The organism is Streptosporangium nanhuense, from assembly GCF_059358815.1.
The window spans coordinates 169410-189785 of sequence record NZ_JCADBG010000005.1; the positions used below are offsets into that span (position 1 = coordinate 169410).

The 20376-nt window shown below is 71.5% G+C and carries 18 protein-coding genes; 13 read left to right on the plus strand and 5 right to left on the minus strand.

Going from position 1 to position 20376, the window contains the following annotated elements; genetic code table 11:
• Positions 1–109 precede the first annotated feature (109 nt).
• The 4 genes from kduI to AC5L38_RS12515 all read left to right on the plus strand — a co-directional run bounded on the left by kduI (position 110) and on the right by AC5L38_RS12515 (position 2741).
• Positions 110–922: a 5-dehydro-4-deoxy-D-glucuronate isomerase gene (gene kduI, locus AC5L38_RS12500; RefSeq protein ID WP_495242927.1), complete on the plus strand. Its 813-nt coding sequence runs from the start codon at positions 110–112 to the stop codon at positions 920–922.
• On the plus strand, positions 922–1659 hold the full coding sequence (locus AC5L38_RS12505) for an SDR family oxidoreductase (protein ID WP_495242928.1): 738 nt from the start codon (positions 922–924) through the stop codon (positions 1657–1659). The genes kduI and AC5L38_RS12505 overlap by 1 nt, the downstream gene beginning before the upstream one ends.
• Positions 1660–1676: 17 nt before the next feature.
• Positions 1677–2453, plus strand: a complete 777-nt coding sequence (locus tag AC5L38_RS12510; protein ID WP_495242929.1) for an IclR family transcriptional regulator — start codon at positions 1677–1679, stop codon at positions 2451–2453.
• Between the two features lie 102 nt (positions 2454–2555).
• Positions 2556–2741, plus strand: a complete 186-nt coding sequence (locus AC5L38_RS12515; protein ID WP_389912358.1) for a tautomerase family protein — start codon at positions 2556–2558, stop codon at positions 2739–2741.
• Positions 2742–3246: 505 nt separating this feature from the next.
• On the opposite strand, the gene AC5L38_RS12520 is transcribed toward AC5L38_RS12515, so the two are convergent.
• Positions 3247–4761 carry a sodium:solute symporter family protein gene (locus AC5L38_RS12520; protein WP_495242930.1) on the minus strand — a complete coding sequence of 505 codons (1515 nt, stop codon included), beginning with the start codon at positions 4759–4761 and terminating at the stop codon, positions 3247–3249.
• Between the two features lie 219 nt (positions 4762–4980).
• Between AC5L38_RS12520 and AC5L38_RS12525 the strand changes: the two genes are divergently transcribed.
• From AC5L38_RS12525 to AC5L38_RS12550, 6 genes are all read left to right on the plus strand, one after another.
• Positions 4981–7506 (plus strand): DNA translocase FtsK, encoded by a 2526-nt coding sequence (locus AC5L38_RS12525; protein WP_495242931.1) that lies wholly within the window; start codon positions 4981–4983, stop codon positions 7504–7506.
• Positions 7507–7923: 417 nt separating this feature from the next.
• A complete protein-coding gene (locus AC5L38_RS12530; RefSeq protein ID WP_495242932.1) occupies positions 7924–8682 on the plus strand; it encodes a helix-turn-helix domain-containing protein in 759 nt (252 codons plus the stop codon).
• A gap of 168 nt (positions 8683–8850) precedes the next feature.
• On the plus strand, positions 8851–10260 hold the full coding sequence (gene rimO / locus AC5L38_RS12535; RefSeq protein WP_495242933.1) for a 30S ribosomal protein S12 methylthiotransferase RimO: 1410 nt from the start codon (positions 8851–8853) through the stop codon (positions 10258–10260).
• 25 nt (positions 10261–10285) lie between these two features.
• Positions 10286–10891 carry a CDP-diacylglycerol--glycerol-3-phosphate 3-phosphatidyltransferase gene (pgsA, locus tag AC5L38_RS12540; protein WP_495242934.1) on the plus strand — a complete coding sequence of 202 codons (606 nt, stop codon included), beginning with the start codon at positions 10286–10288 and terminating at the stop codon, positions 10889–10891.
• 49 nt (positions 10892–10940) lie between these two features.
• Positions 10941–11444: a CinA family protein gene (locus AC5L38_RS12545; RefSeq protein WP_495242935.1), complete on the plus strand. Its 504-nt coding sequence runs from the start codon at positions 10941–10943 to the stop codon at positions 11442–11444.
• A 207-nt stretch (positions 11445–11651) separates the two neighbouring features.
• Positions 11652–11999, plus strand: coding sequence for a helix-turn-helix domain-containing protein (locus tag AC5L38_RS12550; protein ID WP_495242936.1), 348 nt, complete (start codon positions 11652–11654; stop codon positions 11997–11999).
• Here AC5L38_RS12550 and AC5L38_RS12555 read toward each other — a convergent pair.
• From AC5L38_RS12555 to AC5L38_RS12565, 3 genes are all read right to left on the minus strand, one after another.
• The gene (locus AC5L38_RS12555) at positions 11996–12787 is read right to left on the minus strand and encodes a DNA-formamidopyrimidine glycosylase family protein (protein WP_495242937.1); all 792 of its coding nucleotides are present in this window, start codon (positions 12785–12787) and stop codon (positions 11996–11998) included. The genes AC5L38_RS12550 and AC5L38_RS12555 overlap by 4 nt on opposite strands.
• Positions 12788–12928: 141 nt before the next feature.
• Complete coding sequence (locus tag AC5L38_RS12560) at positions 12929–13378, minus strand: RrF2 family transcriptional regulator (RefSeq protein ID WP_326637143.1); 450 nt, start codon at positions 13376–13378, stop codon at positions 12929–12931.
• 20 nt (positions 13379–13398) lie between these two features.
• Positions 13399–15069 (minus strand): condensation domain-containing protein, encoded by a 1671-nt coding sequence (locus tag AC5L38_RS12565; protein WP_495242938.1) that lies wholly within the window; start codon positions 15067–15069, stop codon positions 13399–13401.
• 306 nt (positions 15070–15375) lie between these two features.
• Between AC5L38_RS12565 and AC5L38_RS12570 the strand changes: the two genes are divergently transcribed.
• From AC5L38_RS12570 to AC5L38_RS12580, 3 genes are all read left to right on the plus strand, one after another.
• Entirely contained in the window at positions 15376–16554 is a 1179-nt protein-coding gene (locus AC5L38_RS12570; protein ID WP_495242939.1) for an ROK family protein, read from the plus strand.
• Between the two features lie 356 nt (positions 16555–16910).
• On the plus strand, positions 16911–18131 hold the full coding sequence (locus AC5L38_RS12575; protein ID WP_495242940.1) for a class I SAM-dependent methyltransferase: 1221 nt from the start codon (positions 16911–16913) through the stop codon (positions 18129–18131).
• Entirely contained in the window at positions 18128–18829 is a 702-nt protein-coding gene (locus AC5L38_RS12580; protein ID WP_495242941.1) for a PIG-L deacetylase family protein, read from the plus strand. The genes AC5L38_RS12575 and AC5L38_RS12580 overlap by 4 nt, the downstream gene beginning before the upstream one ends.
• A 7-nt stretch (positions 18830–18836) precedes the next feature.
• On the opposite strand, the gene AC5L38_RS12585 is transcribed toward AC5L38_RS12580, so the two are convergent.
• Positions 18837–20351 carry a glycoside hydrolase family 3 protein gene (locus AC5L38_RS12585; protein ID WP_495242942.1) on the minus strand — a complete coding sequence of 505 codons (1515 nt, stop codon included), beginning with the start codon at positions 20349–20351 and terminating at the stop codon, positions 18837–18839.
• Positions 20352–20376 lie beyond the last annotated feature (25 nt).

Genomic DNA, 20376 nt, shown 5'->3' on the forward strand with positions numbered 1-20376 from the left:
CCCGCGCGTAACGGGAATCGCGGTGAGTGCGCTGGGAAGGGGGCCGTTGTATGCTCACAGTGTTCTATGTAGCAGCTTACGATTTCATGTAATAGAACATGGAGGGGCGATGGAGGTACGGCACGCCACGGCACCCGACCAGGTCACCGGGGCGACCACCGACTGGCTGCGCCGCCGGTTCCTGGTGGAGCAGCTCTTCGTGCCGGGGGAGGTCCGGCTGCTCTACTCCCACGAGGACCGCATCGTGGTCGGCGGGGCCCTGCCGGGCGACGGGCCGCTGAGACTGCACTGTCCCGACCCGCTCAGGTCGGAGTACTTCCTGGAGCGCCGTGAGCTCGGCGTGGTCAACATCGGCGAGCCGGGCACGGTGACCGTCGACGGCACCGCGTACCCCCTGGCCTCCAAGGAGTGCCTCTACGTCGGCAGGGGAGCCCGCGAGGTGGTCTTCGAGGGGGGCGCCTTCTATCTGGTCTCCACCCCCGCGCACGCCACCCTCCCGACGGCCGCCGCGACCCTGGAGGACGCCGAGCCGGTACGGCTGGGCGGTCAGGACGGTTCCAACGACCGGACGATCTACAAGTACATCCACGCCAAGGGCATCCAGAGCTGCCAGCTCGTGCTGGGCGTGACCGTGCTGGAGCCCGGCAGCATGTGGAACACCATGCCCTGCCACACCCACGAGCGCAGGACCGAGGTCTATCTCTACTTCGACCTGCCGCCCGGTGAGCGGGTGATCCACCTGATGGGACGGCCCGACGAGACGCGCAACCTCGTCGTCGCCGACCGGCAGGCGGTCGTCTCCCCGTCCTGGTCGGTGCACTGCGGCTTCGGCACGAGGAGCTACTCCTTCGTCTGGGCGATGGGCGGGGAGAACCAGGCCTTCGAGGACATGGAGCAGGTCGAGATCGGCGAGCTGCGCTGATGTTCTCTCTGGAGGGCAGGACCGCGCTGGTCACCGGCGCGCGGACCGGGATCGGCCGGGCCCTCGCCGTGGGCCTGGCGGCGGCGGGGGCCGACATCGTGCTGCACGGTCGCGACGACGACCTGGACGAGGTCGAGGCGGAGGTCCGCAAGACCGGCAGGCAGGCCTCCCGGTGGGTCCTCGACCTTTCGGACCCGCGGGCCGTCCCCGAGGCGGCCGGGCGGCTGGGCCCGGTCGACGTGCTGGTCAACAACGCCGGGATCATCCGCAGGGCCCCGGCGGCCGAGCATTCCCACGAGTCCTTCCGGGAGGTGCTCGACGTCAACCTGGACGCGGTCTTCATGCTCAGCCAGGTCCTCGGGGCGAGGATGCTCGCCCGGGGCTCCGGGAAGATCATCATGATCGCCTCCATGCTGTCCTTCCAGGGCGGCGTCAACGTCGTCGGCTACACCGCGGCCAAGCACGGCGTCGCCGGGCTCACGCGGGCGCTGGCCTGCGAGTGGGCGGGCTCGGGGGTGCAGGTCAACGCGATCGCCCCCGGCTACATCAGGACCGGCAACACCGAGCGGCTCTGGGACGACCCGGCGCGCGAGGCCGAGATCAGGGGCCGCATCCCGGCCGGGCGCTGGGGCAGGCCGGAGGATCTCGTGGGCGCCGCCGTCTTCCTGGCGTCGGACGCCTCCGACTACGTCAACGGGCACCTGCTGGCGGTCGACGGAGGCTGGTTGGCACGCTGACCAGTAGGCTCACGATCGTGGTCAGGGAAGGCAGTTCCATCGACAAGGCGCTGGCGGTGCTGGAGGCGATCGCCGAGCACCACCGCGTGACCGACATAGCCGCCGCGACGGGCGTGTCCAAGTCGACCGTCCATCGCATCCTCCAGTCGCTCGTCGAGTGGGGGTTCGCGCGGGCCGACGGCAGCGGCGGCTACGAGCCGGGCCCCCGGATCCTCACGCTGGCCGGCCGGGTCATGAACCGCTTCGACCCGGCCCGCCAGGCCTCCGGCGCGCTCAACGCGCTGCACGAGCGGATCGGCTACACCACGCACTTCGCGATCCGCAGCGGGGACGAGGCCGTCTACGTCGACAAGCTGGAGGGGCGGCGGCCCTACCAGATGCCCTCCCGCATCGGGATGAGCCTGCGCCTGCACTGCACCGCGATCGGCAAGGCGGTCCTGGCCCAGCTCGGCGCCGACGAGGTCCGCGCCATCTGCGCCCGTACGGGCATGCCCGCCCCCACCCCCACCACGCTGGCGACGCCGGAGGCCCTGCTGGCCGACCTCGAGCTGGTACGGTCCCGCGGCTACTCGCTCGACAACGAGGAGAACCTGCCCGGCATCCTCTGCGTCGGCGCCCCGGTCTTCGACCACACCGGCCAGGTGCTCGGCGGCATCTCCATCTCCGCCCTGGCGATGGACATGGGCCACGACGACCTGGAGCGGTTCGCGCCCGACGTCGTCGCCGCGGCCCGCGAGGTCTCCGCCGCCCTCGGCGCCCCAGGCGCTCCCGCCGCCCCGGCGCTCAACGGCTGAGCCGATCGTCTCCCGCTTCCTGGGTCGGTTACGGTCTCCAGTTGTTCCATGTAATGGAATGTGATGTCATGTTATGCAACAACCTGACCTGGAGGACTCAGCATGCCGAACATCACCGTGGAACTCCTGTCCGGCAGGACCCTCGACCAGCGCCGCGAGTTCGCGGCGGCGCTGACCGAGGCGGCCGTGGACATCCTGAAGGCGCGCCGCGAGGCGGTCCGCATCCTCTTCACCGAGATCGAGAAGTCGGACGTGGCCAACGGCGGCGTCCTGGAGTCGGACAAGTAGCCGAGATCCAGGGAGCCGGGGTCCGGCGAGCGGCCGGACCCCGGCAGGCCGGGGGCGAGCGGGGTCCGGTCGGGTGAGTGAAGTCCGTCAAGTGGCCGGAGTCCGGCAAGCGGTCCGGTGAGAACCGGACTCCTCGGCCGGCCGAATTCCCGGTCCGCGTGTTTCCTCTCCCCTTCCGGTGGAAGAAGCATGTCCCCGGGCGGGCGGATCCTGGAGCCCGCCACGCCCGGGGACGGCCGCGTGGCCGCCGGTCACGCCGCGCCTGGAGCCCCGCGCCGAGGGCCACGCCCGGAGCCCCACGCCGAGGGCCACGCCCGGAGCCCCACGCCGAGGGCCACGCCCGGAGCCCCACGCCGAGGGCCGCGTCCGGAGCCCACGCCCGGAGACCTCCGCCACGCCGTGGAGGCCCGCCGTGCCGTGAACGCCCGCGGCGCCGCGGGGCCATCCATGCGTGAAGGCCCCCACCACGCTGTGGGGGCCCACGCCGTGCCGGGGAGGGCGGCCGTCAGCCGACCGCCCCGGCCCGCTGCTGCTGCTCGGGGTCGGTGGACCCGGGCTCGGTGGACAGGGAGTCGACGAGCGCGTCGCGGTCCTCGCGGTTCTCCGGCTTCAGGAAGCCGATCGCCACGTACAGGATCAGCGAGGTGACCAGCGGCACGCCGACGACCATCGCCGTGTCCTTGGACTCGATGATCCACTTGACGTACGCCCAGACGCCCAGCCCCGCCGCCCAGGAGACGATGGCCGCGGTCGGGCCGCTCCGCTTGAACCACGGCAGCATGCCGAGCATCAGCGGGATCGAGATCGGCCCCATCGTCGCCGCGACCAGGTCGACGACGATCTTCAGGACGACGCCCTGGCCCTCGGTCGAGATCGCGATCACCATGCTGATCAGGACGAAGGTGAACGTGGTCACCCGGGCGAAGGTCAGCTCGGCCCGCGCCGACAGCTCGCGCACCTTGCGGACGATCACCGGGGCGATGTCCCTGGTGATGACCGAGGAGATCACGTTGGCGTCGGAGGCGACCATGGCCATGGTGTGCGAGAAGAAGCCCGCGAGCACCAGCCCGATCAGGCCCTGCGGCAGCAGGGTCTGCGCCAGCCGTACGTAGGCCTCCTCGGCGTTGGCCAGGCCCGGCACGATGAGCGGCGCGGCGAACATCGGGATGAACAGGATCAGCGGCCAGACCAGCCACAGCGCGCTGGACAGCAGCGCCGAGCGCTTGGCGGCCGAGCCCGAGGGCGAGGCCATGTAGCGCTGGGCCAGGTTCCACATGCCGCCGTTGTACTCGAAGGTCTTGATGAAGAGCATGGCGAGGAAGAACGTCGTGGTGTAGGGCCCGGCGAACGGGTCGCCGTGGCCGGGGGGCAGCCTGTCCCACATGGTCCAGAGGGTGGAGACGCCGTCCAGCTGGGCCATGATCGCGACGAACATGGCGATGCCCGCGACGCCCTGGATGACGAACTGGCCGAAGTCGGTGAGCACGTCCGCCCACAGCCCTCCGGCGGTGATGTAGACCAGCGTGACGGCCCCGGTGATCAGGATGCCCCACTGGATCGGGATGCCCGCGAAGCCCCTGAGCAGGATGGCGATCGCCACCCACTTGGCCGCGATGTCCACGACCTTCAGCAGCGCGCCGCTGTAGGCCAGCACCTGCTGGGTCGGCAGGTTGTAGCGCCGGGCCAGGTACTCCAGCGGGGAGACCACGCCGTGCTTGGAACGCAGCCGGTTCCAGCGGGCGGCCCACACGAAGGCGCCGATCCCGATGCCGAGGCCGATCGTCAGCGCCCACCAGACGTACATCGCGAGCCCGTAGTTGTAGGCCACGGCCGCGAACGCCACGAACATGATCGCGCTGTATCCCGACATGTGGTGCGAGATGCCGGACAGCCACCAGGGGATACGGCCCCCGGCGGTGAAGAAGTCGATCACGGTTTTGATGCGGCGCTTCGACCACACGCCGATACCGATCATGACAAGGAAGTACGCGCCCAGAACGGACCAGTCGAGTGCGGACATGTGTCTCCTCCCAACGCCCTGTTGGTCAGGAGGTTCTACTACATGAAACGCAATGTCAATACATGGAATGGAAGACGCTTTCCAAGGGGTAAATGGGACTTTTAGCGCCCTCAATCACTGTTCACGAAGTATCGACCGATCTTGTGAAACGTCGGCGAGGGCCGGGCGGTCCGGCGAGTCGGCGCGCAATCCACCACCCGTCTCGTTAACCTCCCTAGCATGGCCACCCGTACGTCTAAAGGCTCCGCAGGAAAGCCCCCCGGCAAGGGGTCCTCCGGCCGTTCGGGCGCCTCCCAGGCCCGTACGGCCCCCGCCAGGCGGGCACCCGCCGGCCGGGCGAGGAGCGCGGGCCAGGCCCGCAAGCCCTCACCCCAGCACGACCCGATCAGCTGGGTGCTCATCATGATCGGCAAGCTGTTCATGGGCATCTGGATGCTCCTGGCCGGGGGCGTCGGCAGCGCCGCGCGGGCCCTGGGGCAGAACGCGCGCGAGCTCGACCCGGTGCACCGCCGCGACGGGCTCGGCCTGACGGTGTTCGCCGGGGCGATCGTGCTGGCCGCGATGACCTGGCGCAAGAACACCGGCACGGTCTCCACCGTGGTCGACAGCGTCATGCGCGGCGTCTTCGGCTCGCTGACCTGGGTGATCCCGATCCTTCTCATGCTGCTGGCCTGGCGGCTGCTGCGTCACCCCGACCAGAACGCCGACACCGGCCGTATGATCATCGGCTGGTCCGCCCTGACCATCGGGGTGCTCGGCGTCGTGCACGTCGTCCACGGCACGCCCTACCCCTCGGGGGGCAGCTCCGACGGCATGGACAAGGTGTCGGCCGCCGGGGGCATGATCGGCTTCATCGTCTCGGCGCCCCCGGCGAGCATCCTGCCGTCCTTCATCACCATCCCGCTGCTGCTGATCATGTCGGGCTTCGGCATCCTGGTGATCACCGCGACGCCGGTGCACCGGGTCCCCGAGCGGCTGGCCGAGATCCGGCACATGCTCTTCAACCGCGACCAGCCCCCCACGCCGCGCGTCTCCAGGAGGAAGCCCTCCACGCGCAAGAAGGCGGAGCCCGAGGGCGCCGAGCTGGGCGACCACGTCAAGCCCTACGACACGCCCCTGGTCGCCGAGACGCCCGGCGGCACCCCGGAACACTCCCCGGAGATCGTGCCCGGCCTGGTGGACGAGGAGGCGGGTGAAGGAGTCCGGGCTGAGCCTTCCGCACCCCCCTCGCCGACCCCGGCCCCGCGCAAGGTCGAGCAGCTCGTCCTGTCGCCCCAGGCCGGCCCGTACACCCTGCCCGAGTCGCAGCTCCTGCGCCCCGGCACCGCGCCCAAGCCGCAGACGAAGGCCAACACCGTCGTCGTCAACGCGTTGACCAGCGTGATGGAGCAGTTCGCCATCGACGCCCAGGTGATCGGCTTCACCCGGGGGCCGACGGTGACGCGCTACGAGATCGAGCTCGGCCCGGCGGTCAAGGTCGAGAAGGTCACCGCGCTCACCAAGAACATCGCGTACGCGGTCAAGTCAGCCGATGTCCGGATTTTGTCCCCGATCCCCGGCAAGTCGGCGATCGGGGTCGAGATCCCCAACACCGACAAGGACCTCGTCTCCCTCGGCGACATCCTGCGCTCCCCGGTGGCCCAGGCCGACCACCACCCGATGATCGTCGGGCTGGGCAAGGACGTCGAGGGGCGCACGATAGTGGCCAACCTGGCCAAGATGCCGCACCTGCTCATCGCGGGCGCCACCGGCGCGGGAAAGTCGGTCTGCGTCAACGGGCTGATCACCTCGATCCTGATGCGGGCCACCCCCGACGAGGTCCGCATGGTCCTGGTCGACCCCAAGCGGGTCGAGCTCAGCGTCTACGAGGGCATCCCGCACCTCATCACGCCGATCATCACCAACCCCAAGAAGGCCGCCGAGGCCCTGGAGTGGGTCGTCGGGGAGATGGACCGCCGCTACGACGACCTGGCCGCCAGCGGCTTCCGGCACGTCGACGACTTCAACAAGGCGGTCCGCGCCGGCAAGCTGGTGCCGCCGCCGGGCAGCGAGCGGGTCTACCAGCCCTACCCCTACCTGCTGGTGATCGTCGACGAGCTCGCCGACCTGATGATGGTCGCCCCGCGCGACGTCGAGGACTCCATCGTCCGCATCACCCAGCTCGCCCGCGCCGCCGGCATCCACCTGGTCATCGCCACCCAGCGTCCCAGCGTGGACGTGGTCACCGGCCTGATCAAGGCCAACGTGCCCTCCCGGCTCGCCTTCGCCACCTCCTCGCTCGCCGACTCCCGGGTCATCCTGGACCAGCCGGGCGCCGAGAAGCTCGTCGGGCAGGGCGACTCGCTCTTCCTGCCGATGGGCGCCAGCAAGCCCATGCGGCTGCAGAACGCCTTCGTCTCCGAGAAGGAGATCGGCGAGATCGTCGGGCACTGCAAGGCCCAGATGGCGGCCGAGTACCGCGAAGACGTCTCCGCCGTGACGGCCGCCAAGAAGGAGATCGACGAGGACATCGGCGACGACCTCGACCTGCTGGTCCAGGCGGCCGAGCTCATCGTGACCACCCAGTTCGGCTCGACCTCGATGCTCCAGCGCAAGCTGCGGGTCGGCTTCGCCAAGGCGGGCCGCCTGATGGACCTGCTGGAGAGCAGGAACGTCGTCGGGCCCAGCGAGGGGTCGAAGGCGCGCGAGGTCATGGTCAAGCCGGACGAGCTCCCAGGCCTGCTCGCCGACCTGCGCGGGGGCTGACGGCGCCGCGCGGGGGCCGTGAAGGCCCCGCGCGGAGGGGCTCCCGCCGATCCGCGCGGGGGGCGGCGGGCCCCCGTACGGGGGCCGCGCGAAGGCCTCGCACGAAGAAGTTCCGGCCGATCCGCGCGAGGTTCGGCGGTGCCGTACGGGGAGCCCTGGCCGACTCGCGCGGGGGACCGGCGGTGCCGTACGGGGAGCCCTGGCCGACCCGCGCGGGGGACCGGCGGTGCCGTGCGGGAGGCTCCGGCCGGCCCGCACCGGGGGGTGCCGGTACATATCAGGGAATACCACCCCCCGACCGGCCCGCCCGGGGATGACGGCGCCGTACAGGAATGGCACCCCCGCCGCGCATCCTTCGCACGGTTACTGATTGAATAGGTATCGCTACGCAACGTCGGGGGCTGAGAGGCGTGCGCCATGGGCATTGGAAGCGATCTGGCGGATGCCAGGCGGTCGATGGGGATGACCGTCGGGCAGTTGAGCGCGCGGACACGCATTCGCGAGGTGCTCATCCAGGCAATCGAGAGGAATGATTTCTCCCAATGCGGGGGAGATTTCTACGCGCGGGGCCATATAAGAAACATCGCCAAGATCGTCAACCTCGATCCCGAGGCGCTGGTGCACCGCTACGACGAGCAGCACGGGGGCGTGCCGCTGCCGGTGCGGGCCTCCAGCGTCTTCCAGGCCGACATGCCGTTGAAGATCCGTGAGCGCCGCTCGCCCAACTGGACGACGGCGATGGCGGTGGCCCTGGGCATCGTGGTCATCTTCGGCGTGGTGCGGACCATGGGCGGGGGCGACACCCCGGTGGCGGACCTGCGCCCGATGCCGGTGCCCGCCGCGCAGCCACCGCCCCCGGCCGGTTCCAACCCCGGCTCGCCGCGCCGGGCGTCGTCGCTGGCCGAGGAGAGGCGGCGCGACATCGTCGTCCTCCAGGTCAAGGCGAAGCGCACCTCCTGGCTCGACGTGCAGGGCGCGGACGGCAAGCGGCTCTTCTCGGGAACGCTCGCGGCGGGCAAGACCTCGACCTGGAAGGCGAAGACCGGGATGAGGGTCACCTTCGGCGACGGGGGAGCCGTCTCGCTGAAGGTGAACGGCAAGAACCTGGGCGCCCCGGGCCGCCGGGGGCAGGTCGTCAACCGCTCCTACGAGGCCCCGGCCACCAAGAAGCGCTAGGTCACGCCGTACGGAGCACCCTCCGGGCGTCCTCGTCGCCGGACTCCGGCCGGGCGCCCGGGCGGTCCCGGCGGCGGCGTGTCCGGGGCTGGGCGGGGGGTGCGGGGGCGCCTGAATGGGGGGAGGTGCATCGGGTAGTGGCCAACTCCCGATACCGTAGTGTTCACCATGTCATCCCGCCGAACCGCATCGCTGATCACGCTTGGTTGCGCACGCAACGAGGTCGACTCCGAGGAACTCGCCGCTCGTCTTGAGGCTGCCGGTTGGCAGCTGGGCGACGACGACCCCGACGTCGTCGTCGTCAACACGTGCGGCTTCATCGACTCGGCGAAAAAGGACTCCATCGACACGCTGCTCGCCGCGGCCGACTCCGGGGCCAAGGTGGTCGCCGCGGGCTGCATGGCGGAGCGATACGGTGACCAGCTCGCCGACGCGCTGCCCGAGGCCGCCGCGGTCATCTCCTTCGACGACTACACCGACATCGGCACGCGCCTCGACGACGTGCTGGCGGGCAGGTCGCTCGTCCCGCACAGTCCCCGCGACCGCAGGACCCTGCTGCCCATCTCGCCGGTGGAACGCGCCGCCGCCCCCAAGACCGCCATTCCCGGCCACGGAGAGCTGCCCGAGGGCCTGGCCCCCGCCAGCGGCCCCCGGCCGCTCCGCAAGCGCCTGGGCGACGGCCCGGTGGCCTCGCTGAAGCTCGCCTCCGGCTGCGACCGGCGCTGCACGTTCTGCGCCATCCCGGCCTTCCGCGGGGCGTACGTCTCACGTGGCGCCGAGGAACTCCTGGGCGAGGCCGCCTGGCTGGCCGAGCAGGGCGTCAAGGAGCTGGTGCTGGTCAGCGAGAACTCCACCTCCTACGGCAAGGACCTGGGCGACCTGAGGGCGCTGGAGAAGCTGCTGCCCTCCCTGGCCGCCACCGAGGGCGTCGAGCGGGTGCGCGTCAGCTACCTGCAGCCCGCCGAGCTCCGCCCGGGGCTGCTGGAGATCATCGCCTCGACCGAGGGCGTGGCCCCCTACTTCGACCTGTCCTTCCAGCACGCCAGCGGCCCGGTGCTGCGCCGGATGCGGCGCTTCGGCGACCCCCGGCGCTTCCTGGACCTCCTGGAGTCGATCCGCGCCCACGCCCCCGAGGCGGGCGTGCGCTCCAACTTCATCGTGGGCTTCCCCGGCGAGACCGAGGAGGAGTTCGGCGAGCTGGTGGGCTTCCTGGAGGAGGCCAGGCTCGACGTGATCGGCATCTTCGGCTACTCCGACGAGGACGGCACCGAGGCGGCCTCGCTGCCCGGCAAGCTCGACCAGGAGGTCGTCGACGCCCGCGTGTCCACGCTCACCGAGCTGGCCGAGGAGCTCATGGCCCAGCGCGCCGAGGAGCGGATCGGCACCGAGGTCGACGTCCTGATCGAGGAGGACCTGGGCGACGGCGGCTACGAGGGCCGCGCCGCCCACCAGGGGCCCGAGGTCGACGGTTCTGTAACGGTCCAGGGCATCGGGCTGGTCCCCGGCCAGATCGTGCGGGCCGTCGTGGTCGACTCGGAGGGCGTCGACCTGATCGCCCGCATCAAGGCGGCCCCGTGAACGCGCCGCCGGGCCGGGAGAGCGTATGACCAACACGCCAGAGACCGGCACCGACTCGACCCCGGCATCCGCGCGCCCCAAGGTGAGCGCCTGGAACATCGCCAACGTCGTGACGGTGATACGGCTGGCGATGGTTCCGTTCTTCGCGGCCTGCCTCTTCCTGCCGGGATCCGGCTGGCGGGCCGCGGCGCTGGTGGTCTTCCTGGTGGCCTCGCTCACCGACCTGCTCGACGGCGAACTGGCCCGCCGCTACGGCCTGATCACCGACTTCGGGAAGATCGCCGACCCGATCGCCGACAAGGCCCTCATCGGCGCCGCCCTGATCAGCCTCTCGGTGCTGGGGGAGCTGCCCTGGTGGGTCACCGTGGTGATCCTGGGCAGGGAGCTGGGCGTCACCGCGCTGAGGTTCGCGGTCATCCGGCACGGCGTCATCCCGGCCAGCTACGGCGGGAAGGTGAAGACCGTCCTGCAGATCGCCGCGATCGTCTCCTACATCTGGCCGGGCGTGCCCGATCTGATCCGCTGGATCGTCATGGGCGCGGCGGCCCTGGTCACCGTCGCCACCGGTCTCGACTACGTGATCCGGGCGATCAAGCTGCGGCAGGTCGCGAAACGGGCGCGGGCCATATGAGGCGGGGAATACGCCGTGCGGGGCGGGCCGGCCGTGTGGGGTGGGCCGTATGAGCCGGAGCCTGCTCGCGGCCACCGAGGTCCTCTCCCTTCTCGTCCGCAAGGGCGAGACGGTGGCGGTGGCCGAGTCGCTGACCGCCGGGCTGATCTGCGCGTCCCTCACCGGCCCTCCCGGGGCCTCCGCGGCCTTCCTGGGCGGGGTCGTCTCCTACGCCACCGAGCTCAAGCACCGGCTGCTGAACGTCCCCTCGGACCTGCTCGCCCGCGAGGGGGCGGTCCATCCGCAGGTCGCCGCCGCGATGGCCGACGGGGTGCGCCGCCTGACCGGTTCCACGTACGGGCTGGCGGTCACCGGGGTGGCCGGCCCGGATCCGCAGGACGGTAAACCGGTGGGCACCGTGCATCTCGCCGTTAGCGGACCGGACGGGCGGGTATGGCACCGGGATCCGCGACTCGCCGGGACGCGCGACCAGATCCGGGAGTCGACGGTGAATGAGGCCGTAGACCTCCTTCGAGGTGTGCTGGAGACTAACGTGAGGGAACATTCAGGATGATTACCGCGTTACGTCCCCAGCGAACATGCTCCACATGGTCTGCCGCGTTGTCGGTCCATACGGGTACGGTGGAACGGTGAGTGAGGTAAAGGTCAAGCGATGATGACGGCGAGGAGTATGTACCAAGGGTCGCGTTCGAAGAACGGGCGGCACGAACCGATAGCGCGGAGTGTCGTGAAGGCATCCGCGCCGGGGAGGGAGCGACAGATGGTCCTGCTGCGTCAGCTGCTCGGTGACGTGCTGCGGCGGCTGAGGGTGCGGCAGAGTCGCACCCTGCGTGAGGTGTCCACACTGGCTCGGGTTTCCCTCGGATATCTTTCCGAGGTGGAGCGTGGTCAGAAGGAGGCCTCTTCAGAGCTGCTCGCGTCGATCTGCGGTGCCTTGGGCGTGCCGCTTTCACAGGTTCTCCGTGAGGTTTCCGATCAATTCGCCCTGGCCGAGCTGCAGCATGCTCCGGTCCTGGCGGGCGATGTCCCGGAACGGGAGCGTCTGCCGATTCCCGAAACCGTGCCCGATTCTGTGTTTCCCGACGTCAACGACATGGTTGCCGCCTAGCCGGTCGGTCCTTCCGGCTGGCAGTGACGGCACCAGACGATCAGCCGTTCCTGCGGCTGTGCGCCCATCTCCCCACGACTGATCCGATGCCCGCAGCGTAGGCAAGGCCGCCCGGCCCTGCCGTAGACCCAGGTGCTCCGTCCCGGACGGAGGTCGCCTGTCGTCGTCCTGCTCGGGCGTTCCTTGTTGGCGTCCATCAGCCGCCACGCGATCGACAGGATCGCGCCCAGGTCCTCAACCGCCCCCACCGGTCGCCACGGTGACACTCCGGCGAGGAAAAGCGTCTCGGCGCGATAGATGGTGCCGATTCCCGCCAGGTTGCGCTGATCGAGCAGCGCGACCCCGATGCTTGTTTCGGGCTGTCGTGTCAGCCGCCGTACGGCCTCCGCCTCGTCCCAGTCCTCCCCGAGCAGGTCGGGTCCGAGATGCCCGACGAGCCGTCCCTCCTCCCCGGTGGGGATCAGGTCGACCATCCCCAGCCGCACCCCCGCCGCCTGCCATTTCTCGTTGGCCAGCACCAGGCGGACGACGTCGCCCCCGGGCAGCCCCCGTCCCGTCGGTGAGATGTGCCACGTGCCGTCCATCCGCAGGTGGGTGTGGACGGTCAGTCCTCCCTCGACCCTGGTGAGCAGGTGCTTGCCGCGTGAGACGGTCTCCAGCACCGTTCTGCCGGTCAGGTCGGCCGTGGAGTGGCGCGGTACGCGGAAGTCCGAGCGGATCAGCACCCGCCCGTCGAGCGCCCGGCCGAGCTTCAGGGCGGAGAGACGTATGACGTCACCTTCGGGCACGGCGGCCGTCCCGGGACGCGGGTCGATTCCGGACGGCAGGCCGGTTTCCGGGCATGGGCCGATGACGGGGGGTGGGCCGGCGACGGGGGGTGGGCCGGGCTCGTGCGGGCAGGGCCCCTGCGAGCGGCCGCGCCGGCACGGTCAGTCCCAGGCCGCGGGGTCGGCCGACAGGCTGCGGACCCGCTCGGGGAGGGCTCCGGTGGCCACGTTCTCCAGCGTGACCTCCTCCAGGATCGCCCGTTCGCTGGCGCGCAGCGCGATCCAGACCTGCTGCAGCGACTCGGCGGGGCCGCGGTAGCCGACATGCTCGGGCCGCTCCCCCCTGACGTTGGCGAGCGGGCCGTCAACGGCGCGGATCACGTCGGCGAGGCTGATCTCCGCGGGCGGGCGGGCGAGGACGTAGCCCCCCTCGGGGCCGCGCTGGCCGCGCACCAGTCCGGCACGGCGCATCTGGAGCAGGATGTTCTCAAGATACTTGGGAGGCATGTCCTGCTCCTTGGCCAGCTCACCCACCGTGGTAGGGCCGTCACCCGCGGCGGCGAGTTCGGCGGCGGCGCGGAGGGCATAGTCGACACGAGCGGATAGGCGCATGTAACCGATTATCCCGCCTGCTATTGGTTACTTACGCGTGCGGGGCCGACGGAGATGGAGTGGCGCCCGTCGCCCTCGGTGACGACGGGGCCGTGGAGCGACGCGCCGGTGAGTCCCGCCGCGTGTACGACGTAGTGGTGAGGTGCCATCGCGGAGGTGCGGCCCGGCAGCAGGGCGAGGCAGGCGGCGTGGATCTCCTCGGGGGTTCCGGAGGTGACGTGGCAGGTCAGACGCCCTTCCGGGTCGTGCGTCACTTGGTGAGGACGCCCCTGAACCGCTTCACCGACGAGTCGCTCCACCGCGCCGAGGTTTACCCAGCAGGAATCGGTGTAGATCCACTCCGGGCCGCGCTCAATAGGTGAAATTCCTGATATTTCTGAAATGTCAGGAGTCTGGACGTCCCCGTCCCCGGCCGCGACCAGCAGCCGGACGATCCCGGTCCCGAAGCCCTCCGCCTCCGTCCGGCTCATCACCCGTGGATCGATCCAGAGCGTCAGGTCCACCACGTCCTCCAGCCGGTTGGCCCAGAGCGCGAGGTGCGCGGGGAGCGAGGCCGCCGGGAGCCAGTCGCACTCGATCTCGGCGGACGGCTCGGGCTCGGGTCCGGGGACGGTGACGCCGCTCATGTCGTTGAAGACGCAGTCGCGGGCGAAGTCCACCCCGCGCTCGGCGTTGACGGCCCCGATCACCTCCCAGAGCGCGACGGAGTCGAAACGGCTGTGCTGGTATCCGGACAGGGACGCGGTGCGGAAGCGGCGGACGGCCTCGTCGAAGGTGGGGGCGCCGAGGTCCGCGACCATCAGCGCGTCCTGGGCCAGCGGTCCGACGTAGTCGCGCAGCTCGGGCCGTACCCGGTTGCTCGCCAGCGACGCGATCACGCAGGACCGCTGGGTGTTGCGCAGGCCGACGAGGACCCCCAGGGCGGCGAGCGTGATCGCCGAGCGGCTGGCGCCCGTACGGCTCGCGACGGCCTCCAGCGCCCTGGCCGCCACCGCCGAGCGGACCCGCAGGCGGGGCCGGATCGCGTCGGCGTCGGCCCTGGCCGCCTCGTCGATCGCGAACATCGACTGCGGCGCCCGCCTGAGCCCGTTCTCCCAGTGCCGCAGGGCCGCCTCGGTCCGGCGCAGGGCGGCCGGGGTGCCCTCGGCGGTCGCGAGGTCCAGCGGCTGCGTCGGGCACGGCGGCGGTACGGCGACCCCCCGGATCAGGCGCTCCCACTCCCTCATGACGGTGGCCAGCCCGATGGCGTCGACCGAGGTGTGGGGCAGGACGAAGACCGCCAGGCGAGGCGTCTCCCCCTCGGTGATCACGGCGACCCTGATCGGAAGCTCGGCCGGCAGGTCGAACCGGGTGCCCTGCATCCGCAGGCCCACCTCCTCGGCGACCTCGTCGGGGAGGCCGCTCCCCGCGTCGTGCACCTCGACGGGCAGGAAGCCGGAACCGTTGACGACCTGGACGTCGGAGTGGATGGTGGCCCGCAGTCCCTCGTGCCGGGAGAGCAGGCGCCCGACCGCCTCGGTGACGGCGGACAGGGGCGTTCCCTCGGGGAGGCGCTTGGTGACGCGGAAGTTCATGTGGAGCGGCGGGTCGCGGAGCACGCAACGCGCCATGTTGGCCTGGCCCATGGTCATGGGCCCCTGCCGGATCCGCGAACCGGCGTATTCGGCTGCGATCGTGATGACGGTGTCCATGTCGAAACCTGCCTCGCCACCCGACGGCAAGGGTCTTACTGAAAAGAACCTTTACCGTTTTCGGGAGTGTTCCACGCGCCGGGCCGACGTCGCAAGCCCTTGATTTCCGGGCGTCGCGGTGGTGGGCGGGGGAGCGGCGGCGGCGAAACGGCGATGAGCAGGGGCGCGACGCGGCCGGGACACCCCCGGCGGCCCGCCCCGGCGCCCGGGCGGGGCTAAACTATCAGGAAGCCTTATTAAGAATAGAACCGTTATTCTTGATGAAAGTAATCGCGACGGGGAAACGGCGAACAAGAGAGCATGCGTATGGAGCGACGTCCTGGCGTGCCCAGGCTATTGCGGGAGATCAACGACAGGGCCGCCCTGGAGCTGCTGCTCGCTTCCGGACCGCTGACGCGGGGGCAGATCGGCGAGCTCACCGGCCTGTCCAAGGTGACGGCGTCGCAGACGCTTGCCCGCCTGGAGGGGCGCGGGCTGGTGGAGGTCGCGGGGGAGCAGGCGGGGGGCCGCGGGCCCAATGCCGCGCTTTATGGGATTATTTCCTCTTCCGCCTATGTGGCGGGTCTGGATGTCGGCCCGGAATTCGTCACGACCGCCATCGCCGATATCCACGGGGAGATCGTGGCCGAGGTGCGGGTGGCACCGAGCGGGCACGACGATCCGGTGGCCCTCGTGCACAACGCGGTGGTCAAGGCGTGCCGGTCGGCCAAGGTCGCGCTCTCCAAGCTGCGCTCGGTCGTCATCGGCACCCCGGGCGTGGTCGACCCCCGCACCGGCGACGTGCGGTTCTCCTTCGACCTGCCCGGCTGGCACGAGGGCATCCACGAGGCTCTCGCGCGTGACCTGCGCCGCGACGTCCGGATAGAGAACGACGTGAACCTCGTCGCCATCGCCGAGCGCACCCTCGGCGCCGCCCGCGAGGTCGACGACTTCGTGCTGCTGTGGGTGGGGCGCGGCATCGGCCTCGGCGTCGTGCTCGGCGGGCGGCTGCACCGGGGCCGCTCCGGCAGCGCGGGCGAGATCGGCTACCTGCCGGTGCCGGGGGTGCCGCTGGCCGAGGACGTACGGGCCGTGCCGGGCAGGCTGCCGTCGCTCGCCGGGGGCCTGCAGTCCCTGGTCAGCGCCGAGGCGGTCGCCGAGCTCGCCGCGACGTACGGCTTCGAGGGGGAGAGTGCCGCCGAGTGTGTCGCGGCGGCGGTCGCGGCGGGCGAGCGGGGAGAGCCCCTGATCGACGACATCGCGGGGCGGCTGGCGCTGGGGGTGGCGTCGGTGTGCGTCGTGCTCGACCCGGGGCTCGTGGTGCTCGCGGGGGAGGTCAGCAGGGCCGGGGGCGACGAGCTCACCACCAGGATCGAGGAGGCGGTGGCCAGGAGCTGCCCGGTCCGGCCGCAGGTGGTGGCCAGCGAGGTGGGCGGCAACCCGGTGCTGCGCGGGGCCGTCATCGCCGCCCTGGACCAGGCCAGGGAGGAGATCTTCACCTCCTGAACTCCGGGCCTCTCCTGAGTTCCGAGCCTCGAACGCCGGGCTCCGGGCGTCGAACGCCGAGTTCTGAGCCCTGAGCTCCGAGCCCCGAGTCGTCGGTTCCGAGTCGTCGATTCTGAGTCTGGAGTTTTCGGGGTGGGCCACCTGCTTCGGGGCTCCGGGTCCTTCGGGGCTCTGGGTCCTTGGGGGCTCCGGGTCCCGGCCCCTGACGTCTCGGGTTCCGGTCCGGAATTCCCGATGTCCGGTGAGATGAGGGGATTCTTCTCGGCGAACGGCCGTTGCGCGGCGGGCAAGATCCTCTATGCTGGCGCGGAAATGTCATGAAAAAGACATCTTTCCGTGATTGGGGATGGGGACAAATGACGGCTGTCATCGCTGTGCTGCACGCCGAGGACGTCGCCCTGGAGTTCGTCTCCGTCCTGCGGGACCACGCCGGCCAGGACGTCCTGGTGGTCGTCGGGCAGGCGAGGACGAGCGTGACGCTGCCGGCGGGATTGTCCCTGCGGGAGCGCCTGGAGCTGCTCGGCCCCCTGGTGGAGCCCGGGGGCAACACCGCCGAGCTGCCCGTCCCCGCCGAGGTGGCCGCCCTGATCGGGGAGGCGCCGGAGCCCGGCGAGATCTGGACCCACTCGCCCGCCGACCACCGCATCCGCCGGGCCAGGTTCGGCTGGATCGTCTCCCGCGCCGTGTCGCCGTTCCCGGCGGCGTCGTCCCCCTCGTCGGGCTCGTCGGGCTCGTCGGGCTCGCCCTCCTCGCTGTCCCTGCCGGCCGTGACCTGCTCGGTGGGCGACAACCCCTTCCTGCAGACGATCCCCGCCACGGCGACCGCGATCACCGGAGCCGAGGCCGAGGCGAAGATCGACTTCATCAACCGGCGTGCCGGTGAGCTGCTGCGCAGCCGGGTGGCCGACCGGCTCGTCACCACCGACCGGGTCCCGGCCGTCGAGAGGTTCTTCACCGCGAGCGCCGCGCAGGCCAACCGCCTGTACGCGCTGATCTCCAGCCTGGGGGACGACGCCGCGGTGGCCGACGACCCGTGGGAGTTCGGGCGCTCGGCCTACGAGGCCGCCAGGCTGGACGCGACCGCCGCGTGGACCACCCGCTGGTGCTCCCCGCAGGACGGGCCGATCGTGGAGGTCGGGGCGTGCCAGGGCGAGCTCACCCGGCGGCTGGCGGGCAAGGGCTACCGGGTCCAGGCGACCGAGCCCAACGCGGGTTTCCGCGCCCGCCTGGCCGAGCGGGCGGAGCAGGGCGTGGAGGTGCTCCCGGACAGCCTGGAGGATCTCGCCGACCACGGGGAGCGCCAGGCGGCGGCGTACCTGCTCGTCGAGATGCTCTACTACGACCAGGATCTGACGCTCCTCGACCGGCTGCCGACCGACCTGGTCCTCGTCGCGCTGGAGACCGGCCAGCTCAACGAGCGGGTCTGGCCCTGGCTGCGCGAGCAGTCCACCTGGAGGGTCGCCGAGCGCGTCGAGCTCGCCCCGCCGACCCTGGAGTCCGTCTGCGACGGCCTCGCCTACCTGCGCAAGCGGGGCAGCCGCGGCCTCGTCCTGGCCAGGGCGGGGTGGCGGCGATGAGCTGGGAGACGGTCGTGGTCTCGCCGCACTTCGACGACGCGGTGCTGTCGGCGGCCGGGCTGCTCGCCCGCCGCGAGGGGGGCGCGGTGATCGTCACGGTGCTGGGCGGCGCGCCCGGGGAGGCGCCCTCGGCCTGGGACCGGCTGTGCGGGTTCGCCTCGGCGGAGGAGACGTCGCGGGAGCGGCGGGCCGAGGACGCGCGGGCGTGCGAGATCCTCGGGGTCGACCAGGTGGTGCTGGACAATCCGGACGTGCCAGCGGCCCGGCTCCCGCTGGACGACCTGGAGGCGTTCCTCGCCGAGCACGTCACCCCGAGCACGCGCGTGCTGGTCCCGATGGGTATCGGCAACGCCGACCACGAGGCCGTGCGGGACCGGGCGCTCGACGTGCTGGACAAGGTCGGGAGCCTGGAGCGCTGGGCCTACGCCGACCTGCCCTACGCCGCCGCCGTACGCGAGTGGGGGAGCCCCGAGGCCGGGCGGGCCCTGGAGGCCGGGCCGGCGGTCCGCGCGCTCGCCGAGCGGTACCGCCTCGGGGCGAGGACGAGCTCGCGCCTGGAGGGGGGGGCGTGGACGCTCAAGCGGCGCGCGGTCCTGGCGTACGCCTCGCAGATCGCGCCGCTCGCCTGCGACCACGGGGAGTTCCTCGCGATGCCGGGCCCCCTCCAGCACGAGCTGGTGTGGGTCCTCGACGGCTGACCGGGGGTCAGTGGCCCGGGAACGGGCGGTGGCCCGAGAGGAGTTCGGCGGCGGCCCGGCCCGAGGCGGTGGTCGCGCCGTGGGTGGTGATGTGGACGGCGCCCGGGGTGGCCGGGCCCGGCAGGCCCATCTCCACCACGATCGCGTCGGGGCGTCGTGACAGCAGGGCGCCCAGGCGGTCGGAGACCCAGGCGTGCCGGTGGGCGTCGCGCACCACGATCACCAGCGGGCGCCCCTCGGGGGGCGGCGGGACCGGGTCGCCGGAGCCGAGCCGCAGGGCCGTCGTGCCCGGCAGCAGCGCGGCCAGCGGCGCGGCGACGCCCCACGGGGTGGCGCGGTCGACGGCGATGTTCGTCTCGGAGACGAACTCGATCACCTGGGGCGCGGCGGGCAGCGGGAGCCCGTCGCCGCGCACCCGCAGCGCCCGCCTGGCCGCGTCGAGTCCCGCGGGCTCACCGACCGGGCCCGTCTCGCCGCCCGCCCGCCGCCGCTCCGCCGACCAGGCGGCCAGGCGGCGGACCCGGGAGGCGGCCTCGGCCAGGCGTTCCCCGGGGAGGGTGCCGTCGGCCACCGCGTTCATGATGGCGTTGCGCATGAACCCGACCACCCCGGGGCCCTTGCGCTCGCCGCCCACGCAGATCGCGTCGGCCCCGGCGGCGAGGGCGCGGACCGCCGCCCCGGTCACGCCGTACCGCTCGGCCACCGAGGGCATCTCCACGCCGTCGGTCACGATCAGCCCGTCGAAGCCCAGCTCCCGCCTGAGCAGCCCGGTCAGGATGCGGCCGCTCATGGTGGCGGGGTGGTCGGGGTCGTAGGCGGGGACGAGCAGGTGGCCGGTCATCACGGCACGCACCCCGGCCTCGATGGCGGCACGGTAGGGCGGGAGCGTGGTGGCGGCGAGCTCCTCGGCCGAGTAGGCGACGGTCGGCAGGTCGTCGTGCGAGTCGACGGCGGTGGCGCCGTGGCCGGGGAAGTGCTTGGCGCAGGCGGCCACCCCCGCCGACTGCAGGCCGGTGACCCAGGCACGGGCGTGCCGGGCGACCAGCCGGGGGTCGGCGCCGAACGCGCGGGTGCCGACGACGGGGTTGTCCAGGTCGGAGTTGACGTCGACCACGGGGGCGTAGTTGAGGGTGATGCCCGCCGCGGCCATGTCCAGCCCGATCTCGCGGGCGACCCGCCCGGTCAGCCCGGGGTCGTCCACCGCGCCGAGCGCGAGGTTGCCGGGACGCGAGCTGCCGGTGAGCGCCTCCAGCCGGGTGACGTCGCCCGCCTCCTCGTCGGTGGCGATCACCACGTCCGGGTTCTCCGCGCGCAAGGCGGCGGTCAGGGCCCTGATCTGCTCGCTGTCTACAAGATTCCGGGAGTAGAGCGCAACTCCTCCGAGCCCTTCCGCGAGCCGTCTCCGCAGCCAGTCGGGCACCTCCACGCCCACGAACCCGGGCTGTAACACGGTGTCGGCAAGCCCGGCCAGTTCGGGGCTCACGCCGTTCGGGCCGCTCGTACGGCCACTGCGAACGATCATCAACGCCTCCAGGTCGGTCGTGGCA

Coding starts and splice junctions, on each gene's coding strand:
- kduI (WP_495242927.1), top strand. CDS start 110: ATGGAGGTACGGCACGCCACGGCACCCGACCAGGTCACCGGGGCGACC.
- AC5L38_RS12505 (WP_495242928.1), top strand. CDS start 922: ATGTTCTCTCTGGAGGGCAGGACCGCGCTGGTCACCGGCGCGCGGACC.
- AC5L38_RS12515 (WP_389912358.1), top strand. CDS start 2,556: ATGCCGAACATCACCGTGGAACTCCTGTCCGGCAGGACCCTCGACCAG.
- AC5L38_RS12520 (WP_495242930.1), bottom strand. CDS start 4,761: ATGTCCGCACTCGACTGGTCCGTTCTGGGCGCGTACTTCCTTGTCATG.
- AC5L38_RS12525 (WP_495242931.1), top strand. CDS start 4,981: ATGGCCACCCGTACGTCTAAAGGCTCCGCAGGAAAGCCCCCCGGCAAG.
- AC5L38_RS12530 (WP_495242932.1), top strand. CDS start 7,924: ATGGGCATTGGAAGCGATCTGGCGGATGCCAGGCGGTCGATGGGGATG.
- rimO (WP_495242933.1), top strand. CDS start 8,851: ATGTCATCCCGCCGAACCGCATCGCTGATCACGCTTGGTTGCGCACGC.
- pgsA (WP_495242934.1), top strand. CDS start 10,286: ATGACCAACACGCCAGAGACCGGCACCGACTCGACCCCGGCATCCGCG.
- AC5L38_RS12545 (WP_495242935.1), top strand. CDS start 10,941: ATGAGCCGGAGCCTGCTCGCGGCCACCGAGGTCCTCTCCCTTCTCGTC.
- AC5L38_RS12550 (WP_495242936.1), top strand. CDS start 11,652: ATGGTCCTGCTGCGTCAGCTGCTCGGTGACGTGCTGCGGCGGCTGAGG.
- AC5L38_RS12560 (WP_326637143.1), bottom strand. CDS start 13,378: ATGCGCCTATCCGCTCGTGTCGACTATGCCCTCCGCGCCGCCGCCGAA.
- AC5L38_RS12565 (WP_495242938.1), bottom strand. CDS start 15,069: ATGGACACCGTCATCACGATCGCAGCCGAATACGCCGGTTCGCGGATC.
- AC5L38_RS12570 (WP_495242939.1), top strand. CDS start 15,376: ATGGAGCGACGTCCTGGCGTGCCCAGGCTATTGCGGGAGATCAACGAC.
- AC5L38_RS12575 (WP_495242940.1), top strand. CDS start 16,911: ATGACGGCTGTCATCGCTGTGCTGCACGCCGAGGACGTCGCCCTGGAG.
- AC5L38_RS12580 (WP_495242941.1), top strand. CDS start 18,128: ATGAGCTGGGAGACGGTCGTGGTCTCGCCGCACTTCGACGACGCGGTG.
- AC5L38_RS12585 (WP_495242942.1), bottom strand. CDS start 20,351: ATGATCGTTCGCAGTGGCCGTACGAGCGGCCCGAACGGCGTGAGCCCC.